13 protein-coding genes are annotated in these 11101 nt (G+C 41.9%); 8 read left to right on the plus strand and 5 right to left on the minus strand.

The window, feature by feature from the left end:
* Positions 1 to 128 precede the first annotated feature (128 nt).
* A complete protein-coding gene (locus F9802_RS14925) occupies positions 129 to 620 on the minus strand; it encodes an acyl-CoA thioesterase (RefSeq protein WP_191992004.1) in 492 nt (163 codons plus the stop codon).
* A gap of 207 nt (positions 621 to 827) precedes the next feature.
* On the opposite strand from F9802_RS14925, the gene argF reads away from it, so the two are divergent.
* A complete protein-coding gene (gene argF, locus F9802_RS14930; protein ID WP_152153370.1) occupies positions 828 to 1781 on the plus strand; it encodes an ornithine carbamoyltransferase in 954 nt (317 codons plus the stop codon).
* 119 nt (positions 1782 to 1900) lie between these two features.
* Complete coding sequence (locus F9802_RS14935) at positions 1901 to 2806, plus strand: LysR family transcriptional regulator (RefSeq protein ID WP_152153373.1); 906 nt, start codon at positions 1901 to 1903, stop codon at positions 2804 to 2806.
* A 44-nt stretch (positions 2807 to 2850) separates the two neighbouring features.
* Here the strand turns inward: F9802_RS14935 and F9802_RS14940 are convergent, their stop codons facing one another.
* Complete coding sequence (locus F9802_RS14940) at positions 2851 to 4089, minus strand: aminopeptidase (RefSeq protein ID WP_152153375.1); 1239 nt, start codon at positions 4087 to 4089, stop codon at positions 2851 to 2853.
* A 180-nt stretch (positions 4090 to 4269) separates the two neighbouring features.
* On the opposite strand from F9802_RS14940, the gene F9802_RS14945 reads away from it, so the two are divergent.
* Positions 4270 to 4677 carry a hypothetical protein gene (locus F9802_RS14945; protein WP_152153377.1) on the plus strand — a complete coding sequence of 136 codons (408 nt, stop codon included), beginning with the start codon at positions 4270 to 4272 and terminating at the stop codon, positions 4675 to 4677.
* Positions 4678 to 4679: 2 nt separating this feature from the next.
* On the opposite strand, the gene F9802_RS14950 is transcribed toward F9802_RS14945, so the two are convergent.
* On the minus strand, positions 4680 to 5126 hold the full coding sequence (locus tag F9802_RS14950; RefSeq protein WP_152153380.1) for an RrF2 family transcriptional regulator: 447 nt from the start codon (positions 5124 to 5126) through the stop codon (positions 4680 to 4682).
* Between the two features lie 180 nt (positions 5127 to 5306).
* Between F9802_RS14950 and hmpA the strand changes: the two genes are divergently transcribed.
* The 5 genes from hmpA (at position 5307) to F9802_RS14975 (ending at position 10516) form a co-directional block, all read left to right on the plus strand.
* Complete coding sequence (gene hmpA, locus F9802_RS14955) at positions 5307 to 6512, plus strand: NO-inducible flavohemoprotein (RefSeq protein WP_152153382.1); 1206 nt, start codon at positions 5307 to 5309, stop codon at positions 6510 to 6512.
* Positions 6513 to 6720: 208 nt separating this feature from the next.
* Positions 6721 to 7512: a flagellar motor stator protein MotA gene (gene motA / locus F9802_RS14960; RefSeq protein ID WP_152153384.1), complete on the plus strand. Its 792-nt coding sequence runs from the start codon at positions 6721 to 6723 to the stop codon at positions 7510 to 7512.
* Complete coding sequence (gene motB, locus F9802_RS14965) at positions 7505 to 8278, plus strand: flagellar motor protein MotB (protein ID WP_152153386.1); 774 nt, start codon at positions 7505 to 7507, stop codon at positions 8276 to 8278. The genes motA and motB overlap by 8 nt, the downstream gene beginning before the upstream one ends.
* Positions 8279 to 8435: 157 nt before the next feature.
* On the plus strand, positions 8436 to 9767 hold the full coding sequence (locus F9802_RS14970; RefSeq protein ID WP_152153424.1) for an alanine/glycine:cation symporter family protein: 1332 nt from the start codon (positions 8436 to 8438) through the stop codon (positions 9765 to 9767).
* A gap of 230 nt (positions 9768 to 9997) precedes the next feature.
* On the plus strand, positions 9998 to 10516 hold the full coding sequence (locus tag F9802_RS14975) for a type 1 glutamine amidotransferase domain-containing protein (protein WP_152153389.1): 519 nt from the start codon (positions 9998 to 10000) through the stop codon (positions 10514 to 10516).
* 116 nt (positions 10517 to 10632) lie between these two features.
* Here F9802_RS14975 and F9802_RS14980 read toward each other — a convergent pair whose 3' ends face one another.
* Positions 10633 to 10854, minus strand: coding sequence for a DUF1128 domain-containing protein (locus F9802_RS14980; RefSeq protein WP_152153401.1), 222 nt, complete (start codon positions 10852 to 10854; stop codon positions 10633 to 10635).
* A gap of 170 nt (positions 10855 to 11024) precedes the next feature.
* Entirely contained in the window at positions 11025 to 11081 is a 57-nt protein-coding gene (locus F9802_RS20290; RefSeq protein ID WP_404799162.1) for a hypothetical protein, read from the minus strand.
* Positions 11082 to 11101 lie beyond the last annotated feature (20 nt).

Consider the following 11101-nt stretch of genomic DNA (forward strand, 5'->3'; position numbering starts at 1 on the left):
AATAAAAACAATGGCTAAAAGAAATTCAGGGGAGGAGAGCGAGGGACGATGTTAACGAATCTTAATTTTTGTAAATAAAAAAGCCGCTGAATTTCAGTGGCTTTCGCAAATCGTTCCATATTGTGTGTCTATTTTCCTGGAGAAGAGAAAAACTCGGCCAGTTCCTTGCTGTATTGCTTTCGGGCTTTCCGGTGGCCTGCGCGGTTAACTGCTGTTTCATTCAGCCACTTCTCATCTTCCGCTTCTGGCACAACTTCGGGAATTGCGATCGGCTTGCCCGATTCATTTAAAGCGACAAATGTTAAAAAGGAAATGGCGGCCACTTCCTGTTCGCCTGTCATTAAGTTTTCCGATAACACTTTAACGAATACTTCCATGCTGGTTGTACCTGTATAAGAAACCATTGCTTCGAGCGTCACTGCGTCTCCTACCCGAATGGGCTTCAAAAAATCAACTGAGTCTGTAGAAGCAGTAACTACAGGCTTTCTGGCCAATTTTGTCGCGGCGATCGAGGCGATGTCATCAATATAAGCCATTAGCTTGCCTCCGAATAAAGTACCATGGTGATTCGTATCGGGCGGAAGGACATAGCTAGTTTTAATAGACAATGTGTCTTTCATTAATTTCTTCTCTCTCAAGAATGTCACCTCGTTAAAACATTTGATACAAGTAGTATACCTTAAAAGAAGAAAAAGCAGTTATTTTCAATGAAAATAGAAGAATTCAGAAATTTTCATTGTATTTTAATTAATTATAATGTATAAATATTAAATAAGATCATAAACGAGGAAAGAACCGATACATAAAAAATTAGATGAGGTGATAAAATGTTAGCTGCCGATGTAGTGAAGACACAGGGGTTAAAAGGGAAGGATTTATTAAAACTTGCAGATTTTACAACGGAAAATATCGAAGCTCTCATCCTGTTAGCGGATGATATGAAAAAGAACAAAGAGAATTATTCTGATGCGCTGAAAGGACAGCTGCTTGGCATGATTTTTGAAAAGCATTCCACGCGCACGCGTGTTTCTTTTGAAGCAGCAATGATCCAGCTTGGCGGACACGGCATGTTTTTAAGTTCTAACGACATGCAGCTTGGACGCGGCGAAACGATAGAAGATACAGGGAAAGTGCTGTCAGGCTATTTGGATGGTATCATGATCCGCACGCATAGCCATTCCAGAATTGAAGCGCTGGCCGAAGCAGCTGACATTCCGGTCATTAATGGATTGACTGATTTATACCATCCGTGCCAGGCACTGGCTGATTTATTAACTGTGTACGAAACAAAAGGCGGATTTAAAGGATTGAAAATGGTATATGTCGGCGACGGAAATAACGTTGCCCATTCGTTAATGGTCGGCTCAGTGATGATGGGCATGGACTTTACGTTGACCGCACCGGCCGGTTATGAAGCTTCATCGGAAATGGCGGCATTGGCGCAGGAAATCAGTGAACAGACAGGGGCGAAACTGACATTCACAGAAGACCCGCTTGAAGCAGTGAAAGAAGCCGACTTTATTTATACGGATGTATGGACAAGTATGGGGCAGGAGGAAGAATCGGAAAAACGTTTGCAGGCATTTGCCCCTTATCAGGTGAATGAAGAGATGCTGGCTCTTGCCAACCCAGGTTGTAAATTTATGCATTGCCTGCCTGCCCATCGCGGAGAAGAAGTATCAGCAGAAGTGATGGATGGTGAAGCATCTGTTGTCTTCCAGCAGGCTGAAAATCGTCTGCACGCACAAAAAGCCGTTCTTTACAGTGTAATGAATAAATAAAATTGAAGCGGACTTAAATAAGTCCGTTTTTTTATTGTTCGGATAGCGCTCTCTGAAAAAGACAATGGTAAAATAAAGAGACGAAATAATTGGTATTGGCTGAAAAGGTGGGGGGCAGAATGGAGCTTCGTCAAATTAAATATTTTATAGAAGTAGCCAAAGAAGAACATGTCACAGAAGCGGCGCACCGCCTGCATGTAGCACAGTCAGCAGTCAGCCGGCAAATTGCTAAATTGGAAGGTGAACTCGGTGTGGAATTGTTTTTGCGGGAAGGAAGAAATGTGAAGCTGACTTACGCGGGCAAGATCTTCTTGCAGCATATAGAAACAGCTGTGAACGAAATTGACCGGGCTGTCGCAGCGGTAGAAAACTATTTGAATCCGGAAACAGGCAAAATCCGGCTTGGTTTTCCTAATTCCTTGGCGACAAAAACATTGCCGCGTGTCATTTCCGCTTTTCGCAGCCAGTATTCTGATATCGGCTTTGATTTCCATCAAGGATCGAACAAAGAATTGCGGGAGCTGGTAGAAAAGGGAGATATTGATTTTGCTTTTGTTTCACCAGTACCGGAAAGTACGCCGGAAATTTCAACTCAAGTCTTTTTTTCTGAAAGCATGAGAGTACTTCTTCCTGACCATCACCGGCTCGCGAAAAAAGAAAAAGTAAACTTGCGGGAGTTAATGGACGATCAGTTTGTCTTATTCCGGACAGGGTATGATATGAGAAAGCTTGTTATCGAGGCTTGCCGGCAAGTGAATTTTGAACCGCACGTCGGATTCGAAAGCGAAGACATTTATACGATTAAGGGATTAGTGGAAGCGGGCCTTGGCGTCAGTCTGCTGCCAGAAACATTGTTAATTGATCAGACGCCGCCTGGAACAGTCAGCCTGCCAGTCGGCGTACCATATGTAACGAGAACAGTTGGCGTGATCCTGACGAAAGTGCGCACTCTGCCGCCTTCGGAAAAATTATTTTATGATTTTTTAATTGGCTATTACAACCGCTTAAATCAATTCAGTCTCTAAAATGGAAAAGCTGTTCCCGCTCTTGGGAACAGCTTTCGTCTGTATTAAATGCCTTCTGTCCAGTTTCCATTGCGGAAAATCGGCTCACTTTCTCCGTTTTCTTTGATGCCGTCAATGTTCATTTCACTGGAGCCAATCATGAAGTCGACGTGAGTAATGCTCGTGTTCAACCCGTTTTGTTCAAGCTCTTCCTGCGACATTTTCTTGCCGCCTTCGATACAGAACGCATAAGCGCTTCCGATCGCTAAGTGGTTTGACGCATTTTCATCAAACAACGTGTTGTAAAACAAAATGTTGGACTCTGAAATCGGGGACTGATGAGGAACGAGTGCGATCTCACCAAGATAATGGGAGCCTTCATCTGTTTCCACCAATTTCTTTAAGACGTCTTCTCCTTCTTTTGCCTGCACGTCAGTGATGCGGCCGTTTTCAAATGTTATTTTAAATTCATCGATGATGTTGCCGCCGTAGCTTAGCGGTTTCGTGCTGGAAACGAAGCCGTTCACACCTTTTTTATGAGGAACAGTGAACACTTCTTCTGTCGGCATATTAGCCATAAATTCGTGGCCTTGTTCATTGACACTGCCCGCTCCGACCCAAAGATGGCCTTCTGGCAAATCAATCGTCAAATCTGTGCCCGGTGCAGTATAATGAAGAGATTTGAATCGCTTTTCATTTAAGTAGTCAACTTTTTTGTGAAGTTCCTCATCATGAGTTTTCCACGCCTCTACGGGATTGTCTGTATCCGCCCGCACCGCTTTGAAAATCGCTTCCCATAAAGCAGGGACTTGCTCTTCTTTTGAAAGGCCGGGAAAGACTTTTTCTGCCCACGCTTCGGAAGGAGCGGCAATGACTGTCCAGCTGACTTTGTCGGATTGAATGTATTGCCGGTATTTTTGCATTGCCTGGCCGGCTGCCTTTTGGAAATTGGCAATACGCTCAGGATTCACGCCTTTTAACAAGTCAGGACTGGAAGAAACGATCGACATAAAAGCTGCGCCCTCTTCCGCTAATTCTTCAAGCATTTGCACACGCCATTTTGGAAATTCTTTAAATGCTTCATCTGGTGCCAAGTCGTATTTCAGTCGGGAAACGGTATCGTCATCCCAGTTCACATTCACGCTCTTTGCGCCTGCTTCATACGCTTTTTTTACGACTAAACGGACAAATTCTGCCGCTCCGATCGAAGTGTTAATGACGAGTGTCTGGCCAATTTGAATATTTACGCCTACTTTTATTGCCAGTTCTGCGTATTTCTCTAACGTTTGCTGGAAGTCTGACATATGCATTCTCCTTTTTTATACAGAATAGTTAATGAATTCATTGTATCAAGAATAAAACAAAGAACAAAATTTAATGGCGGAAAAAGGAACGTTTTCTTTCCAGCAGTATGAAAGTGTTCAATTAATGGCAGGTCCGTTATAATGTTAAGCGATAGAAAGGATAGAAAAGAGGGGAAAAAGATGTCTTATCATGTCTTGCTTGTACGGACGGCTGCTATTTTTGGCTTTATCGGAGCGATGATGGGTTCTCATATGGCGGGAGCGGGCTCTTATGCTTTTCGTCCAATTCATGCCCATATTCTAGTCGTCGGCTGGCTCAGTTTGTTTGCGTTTGCGGCATTTTACCGCATGTATTCGGTGCCAAGAAAATCAAAGCTTGCGGGAGCACATGTATGGAGTGCCATTATCGGCACGATTGGCCTCACATCCGGTATGTGGCTTTATACAGTAAAGCCGTTTGATCTGCCTGAAACATTTACGACGGTATTTTATATTGTCGGCGGAACCATTTTGTTAATCAGTTTTTTATTATTTGTGTTTGTAGCATTTAAATATGGAAAAGATAATAGCAAAACCCCGGAGATGTAAGTTTAATCTTCGGGGTTTTTTAAAAATAAGCTGCGGAGCGCAGCAGGGTCAGCAGCTAAATCTCTTAATGTGTATTGATCGAGTACAGCTAGATAAGCTTGCAATGCCTGGAAAAGGACGTGTCTTAATCCGCATTCTGATGTAATGACGCAGCGGTTAGTGTCAGGGTTGAAGCATTCAACTAAGTGAAAATCATCTTCTGTTTTCCGTACAACTTCGCCAATATTTATTTCTTCCGGAGCCACGGCAAGCCGAATGCCGCCGTTTCGCCCGCGAATCGTTTCGATGATGCCTAATTTCCCAAGCTCATGAGTGACTTTCATCAAATGATTTTTGGAAATTTGGTAAGCTTCTGCGATTTCCTTTATGTTGGAAAGCTCGCCTTTGTGTTTGGAAGCGAGGTAAATCAGTACCCGCAGCGAATAATCTGTGTAAAGAGTTAATCTCATTTTTTTCACCACTATCGTTTTCTTGTTTCTATTATATATGTGAAAAAGGTTGTAATCAAAGATTGTGAACATTTTATTACACTAATAGAAAATGGATTGATTTTAAGGAAAAAAAGGATTATAAATAAGATGTATTATAAATACATCTTTAAAAAAACATTCATACTTGGAGGGCTTCATATGCTATCCCAAAAAACTATTGATATCGTTAAATCTACTGCTCCTGTACTTGAAGTAAAGGGAAAAGATATTACAACCCATTTTTATCGCACTATGTTTGAAGATCACCCGGAATTGTTAGATATTTTCAATCATGCCAATCAGGAAAAAGGACGCCAGCAAACAGCGCTGGCCAATACGGTGTATGCAGCGGCAAAATATATTGACCAGCTGGAAGTGCTCATTCCTGCAGTAAAGCAAATCGCTCATAAACACCGCAGTTTGGCTATCAAGCCTGAACACTATCCAATCGTAGGCGAGTATTTGTTAAAAGCGATCAAGGAAGTATTAGGGGAAGCGGCAACAGACGACATTATCGGTGCGTGGGCGGAAGCATATGGCGCCATCGCTCAAGTATTTATTGATATTGAAACAGAAATGTATAAAGAAGCAAAAGAACAAGAAGGCGGATGGGAAGACTTTAAAGGGTTTGAAGTAGCCGACAAAGTGGAAGAGAGTTCACTCATCACTTCTTTCTATTTAAAACCGAAAGATGGAGTGAAGTTACCATCTTATTTGCCGGGACAATATATTACGATTAAGCTGGATATTCCTGGTGAAAAAAATATCGTCAATCGCCAATACAGTTTATCAGCTGCCCCTGGCCATGATTATTACCGCATTTCTGTTAAACGTGAATCAGACAATAAACCAGAAGGAAAAGCGTCCAACTATTTGCACGACCATGTGAATAAAGGCGACAAGGTGGAGCTAAGTGCGCCAGCTGGCGATTTCTATCTGGATGTAGAAAATGATGCACCTGTGACGTTAATTAGCGGAGGCGTCGGTATTACACCGATGATGAGCATGCTTGAAACATTAGCAGCAAACAACAGCAAACGTGACATTGTCTTTATCCATGCAGCCCGAGACGAAGAAGCCCATGCCTTTAAAGAACATACAAAGCAATTGGTGGGAGAATTAGAAAACGCCCGCGCCTACACTGCTTATGACAAGAAAAAAGATCAACAAACGATGTGTGATGTTGAAGGGCGTATTAGTGCTGATTTCTTAAAAGAAGTTATTGCCTCAAATAGCATTTGTTACATTTGCGGCCCGGTGCCATTCATGGGAGCGGTCATCGGACATTTAAGCAAAAACGGCATTCCGGAAGATAGAATTAAATTTGAATTTTTCGGACCGGCTGTCGAACTGAAAACTCAATAATAACAAGCAAAAAAGCCGGACTCGTGAAGCCCGGCTTTTTTATCTGTTAAGAAATTACAAGTTTTTGAGTAAGAAAGTCGTCTAGCTCTAGATGCCACTTTTCTTTTTTGAGCCGTTTGGAAAGTAAAATAATTGTGGAAAACGATACAAAAAAATTTTTTTCTACCGATATTAAACATACAAAAATAAAAACACAGGGTGAATAAGAATGGATAAAAGTTCAATTATTGGGATGATTCTCGGCATTATTGCTGTTGGTGTGGGAATGATTTTTAAAGGGGTAAGTCCGATCGTTCTGTTTAATCCGGCTGCGCTATTAATTATTTTGCTCGGAACAGCGGCGACAATTACAATCGCTTTCCCTTCAAGCGAATTAAAAAGATTACCAAAGCTGTTTGGCATTATTTTTAAAGAACAGTCGATGATGTCTTCGCAACAATTAATCCGGCAGTTTACCGGCTGGGCAGAACTTGCGAGAAAAGAAGGTTTGCTTGCGCTGGAATCAAAAATTAACGAAGTGGAAGATCCATTTTTGAAAAATGGACTAAGTTTGACAGTAGATGGGCAAAATGCCGATTATATTAGAGATGTTATGAATGAAGAGCTTTCCGCTATGGAAGAACGTCATGGAGCCGGGGCTAGCATGTTTGTCCAGGCAGGCACGTATGCACCGACGCTCGGAGTGTTGGGGGCAGTTATCGGTTTGATTGCGGCACTCAGCAATATGAATGACACTGAGACGCTCGGTCATGCCATATCAGCCGCTTTCGTCGCGACTTTATTAGGTATTTTCACCGGGTACGTGCTTTGGCATCCATTTGCGAATAAATTAAAACGTAAATCAAAACAAGAAGTAAAAGTGAAGGAAATGATGATTGAAGGGGTACTATCTATTTTAGAAGGAGAAGCGCCGCGTGTTCTCGAACAAAAGCTTGCTTCGTACTTGCCTGCAGAAGAGAAAAGGAAGTTAATTCAGGAAAGCGGCGAGCCGAATGAGTAAGCGAAAAAAACATCAGGAATATGATCACATTGATGAGTCATGGCTATTGCCTTATGCTGATTTGCTGACTTTGCTGCTAGCTTTATTCATTGTCCTTTTTGCCATGAGTTCTGTAGATGCAAAGAAGTTTCAGCTTGTTTCTCAAGCTTTTAACAGTGCATTCGATGGAGGAACGGGAGTCATGAATTATCCAGAAGTAGTTCCTCCGGAGTCCACGTCAGAAAGCAGTCCGGAAAACAAAGAGTTATCGGAGCTTGGCAAACAGGATAAAGAAGAGTTAACGGAAATGCAGCAAAAGATTAATCAATACATTAAAGAAAATGATTTACAAAGCAAAGTTGAAACGGTGCTGAGCGGCGAGGGGCTGCTTTTGCGCATACGTGATAATGTTCTTTTTGATTCAGGGGTATCTGAAATCAGGGAAGATGATAAAAAAGCGGCAAGAGAAATTTCTCGTTTGTTGGAAATGAATGTACCGCGTACCATTATTATAAGCGGCCACACAGATAACATGCCGATTAAAACTGCAGAATTTGAATCAAACTGGGAATTGAGTGCGATGAGAGCTGTGAACTTCATGAAAGTAATGCTGGAAAACCCAAAACTCGATCCCCGTTTATTCAGTGCAAAGGGATATGGCGAATACCAGCCGATCGCTTCGAATGAAACAGAAAAAGGAAGAGCGAAAAACCGCCGTGTGGAAATTTTAGTTTTGCCGCAAGGAGAAAGAGAAAATAGCCAGCAGGAGCCTGCTGCAGTGAACTGAACCCATGCAATGGTTCAGTTTTTTTTGTTTGGTGAAGAAACTTTAGGGTATAACGGAAGAAGTCATCATTACATACATATTATAAAAAAATGAAGGAGGGGCATTTTTGGGCAATTTTATTTTAGGGGTGGAGAAATTTTCAGCTTGGCTATGGGGGATGCCTTTAATAGGCCTGTTGGCAATTTCGGGAGTTTTTATGACAGTTAAACTCGGATTCTTTCAATTTAAGTATCCGCTTTATATCTTTCAACAAACATTAGGGAGTGTATTTAAAAAGCCGAAAGGAGAGGGAACGGTTACTCCTTTGCAGGCGCTGACATCAGCCTTATCGTCTACGATCGGAGCGGCGAACATAGTCGGTGTACCAGCAGCGATTATGTTCGGCGGGCCGGGCGCAGTCTTTTGGATGTGGGTCATCGCTGTAATTGGAATGGCGATTAAGTTTTCAGAAAGTGTGCTCGCCGTTCATTACCGCGAAGAAAACGAAGAAGGAGAATTCGTCGGCGGGCCGATGTATTATATGACGAAAGGTCTTAACATGAAGTGGCTTGGTGTCTGTTTTTCTTTTGCTTTAATGATCGAATTAATTCCTAGTATTATGGTGCAAGGAAATTCAGTAGCGGCCACCGTTTCGCAAACGTTTAAAATTGACGAGCTGTATACAGGCATAGCGATGGCTGTTGTGACAGGTCTTGTTGTATTCGGTGGAATTAAGCGGATTGGGCGTGTCACTGAAATTTTTGTCCCGTTTATGGCTCTTATTTATGTCGGCGGCGCATTCGCTGTATTAATGTTAAATCTTGATCAAGTGCCTGCCGTTATCTCATTGATTTTCTCTCACGCTTTTCAGCCAATGTCTGCTGTTGGCGGATTTGCTGGAGCAGCTGTGGCGGAAACGATTCGCTGGGGATTCGCCAGGGGATTGTATTCGAACGAAGCTGGTCTCGGGACAGCACCAATTGCCCATGCAGCGGCACAAACAGATCACTCTGTCCGTCAGGGGTTTTGGTCTATTATCGGCATTGTTATTGATACGCTCATTATTTGTTCAGCGACCGCCTTTGTCATATTATCCACCGGTGTGTGGAAACAAGAAGGGGCACTTGATGATCCGTCTGCGTTAACAACAATTGCATTTGAAGAAAGTTTTGGCGCTTTTGGCAGTTTGCTCGTCACTGTTTCATTAATTTTCTTTGTTCTTTCTACAATTATTGTTGTGGTGTTTTACGGTTCAAAGCAAGCCGAATTCCTATTTAATTTAAAAGCGGCTCAAGGCATAAAAGTTGTTTATTTAGCAGCCATTATACTGGGATCAGTTGGAGCCGCCAAAACAATTTGGTCCTTCTTGGATCTAGCGCTGGCAGCTATTCTCTTACCAAATATCATTGCTGTTCTCTTGCTGAGCAATAAGGTGAAAGAATTGAAAGACGAGTTTTTCCAATCAGAAAAATATTATTTGAAAGATGTGAACAAGAAAAAGATTAGTTGAGAAGGATAGCTGCTTTTGGGTGTTTATCCTTACACTTATAGACCTTGCTTAGATAGGACAGCTTCATTTTAACTTGATAAGTAATTGAATATTCTTGCTTTTCTTCATGATCAACTATACAATACTTATAGGAACGTATGATCTTATTCATTTTAGTTACTTAAGAACTCTACTGCTTCAGCGGTCGGAGTTCCAGAAGTGCACATAAAAGTAAGGGAGGAGTTTTTTCTTTGAGTAAAAAAATTGCCGTTTTAGTAACAGATATGGTGGAGGATTCAGAATACACGGAGCCTGTAAATGCTTATAAGGAAGCAGGGCATGAAGTAGTGAATATTGAAAAAGAAGCTGGGAAGACGGTGAAAGGTAAAAAGGAAGGAACTGCTATAACAATCGATAAAGGCATTGATGAGGTAAATGCTGATGAATTCGATGCTTTATTGCTTCCGGGCGGCTATTCTCCTGACAAGCTGCGGGTAGATGACCGGTTTGTCCAATTTACAAAAGCGTTTATGGATGCAAAAAAACCGGTATTTGCTATTTGCCACGGACCGCAGTTGTTAATTACAGCTAAAGCATTGGAAGGGCGGACAGCGACAGGTTATAAGTCTATTAAAGTAGATATGGAATATGCAGGGACGACTTACAAAGATGAAGAAGTAGTCGTCTGCCAGGACCAGCTTGTAACAAGCCGGACACCTGATGATCTTCCTGCTTTTAACAGAGAATCGTTGAAGCTTCTCGAAAGTTAATCATTTAGAAAAAAGCCGGCAGAGGGCCGGCTTTTGTTTATGCTTAGGAAACTATAAAATAATCGCATTATGGATACCTTTGCTAATGGAGCTGATCAAGGCGCTTGCGCTTTTGTTTATTTTCTTAAGTTGCCTAATTCTTCAGCAATAGCTTGCATTTCGCTCGGGCTGAAGTTGCTTTTTCTGTTGACAAGTTCATAAATTTCTTTTAAATCTTCGTAGGAAGCTTCGCTAAAATGATCCGGTTTGATTGCACCGACATTGACCATTCGTAATTTTGATGTGATTTGTTCCACCATATACTCGATATTTTCAGGGGATTTAACAGACAGATCCACGTTCTTTTCACCCTCTCCAGTGATTTGATAACATCATTTCACTTTTCACTATTTTTGTCAATCTGCATTTTATCTTTAGTAAAACCGGCTCCCTTCCAAGAAAGAGCCGGCTTTATATCTTACTCATTTGGGACTGACCCCCGTTTTTGAGACAGGGATCAAAACACCTTTTAAGCAGCCAGTTGCCGGTATTGTACCGGCGACTGGCTGTTTAGTTTCGTTTGAATACGGGTATTGTTATAATAAT

Source organism: Bacillus aerolatus, assembly GCF_009183655.1.
Classification (GTDB): Bacteria; Bacillota; Bacilli; order Bacillales; family Domibacillaceae; genus Pseudobacillus; species Pseudobacillus aerolatus.

Excerpts from the sequence above, each read along its gene's own strand:
- F9802_RS14925 (WP_191992004.1), bottom strand. The coding sequence starts at position 620 with ATGAAAGACACATTGTCTATTAAAACTAGCTATGTCCTTCCGCCCGAT.
- argF (WP_152153370.1), top strand. The coding sequence starts at position 828 with ATGTTAGCTGCCGATGTAGTGAAGACACAGGGGTTAAAAGGGAAGGAT.
- F9802_RS14935 (WP_152153373.1), top strand. The coding sequence starts at position 1,901 with ATGGAGCTTCGTCAAATTAAATATTTTATAGAAGTAGCCAAAGAAGAA.
- F9802_RS14940 (WP_152153375.1), bottom strand. The coding sequence starts at position 4,089 with ATGTCAGACTTCCAGCAAACGTTAGAGAAATACGCAGAACTGGCAATA.
- F9802_RS14945 (WP_152153377.1), top strand. The coding sequence starts at position 4,270 with ATGTCTTATCATGTCTTGCTTGTACGGACGGCTGCTATTTTTGGCTTT.
- F9802_RS14950 (WP_152153380.1), bottom strand. The coding sequence starts at position 5,126 with ATGAGATTAACTCTTTACACAGATTATTCGCTGCGGGTACTGATTTAC.
- hmpA (WP_152153382.1), top strand. The coding sequence starts at position 5,307 with ATGCTATCCCAAAAAACTATTGATATCGTTAAATCTACTGCTCCTGTA.
- motA (WP_152153384.1), top strand. The coding sequence starts at position 6,721 with ATGGATAAAAGTTCAATTATTGGGATGATTCTCGGCATTATTGCTGTT.
- motB (WP_152153386.1), top strand. The coding sequence starts at position 7,505 with ATGAGTAAGCGAAAAAAACATCAGGAATATGATCACATTGATGAGTCA.
- F9802_RS14970 (WP_152153424.1), top strand. The coding sequence starts at position 8,436 with ATGCCTTTAATAGGCCTGTTGGCAATTTCGGGAGTTTTTATGACAGTT.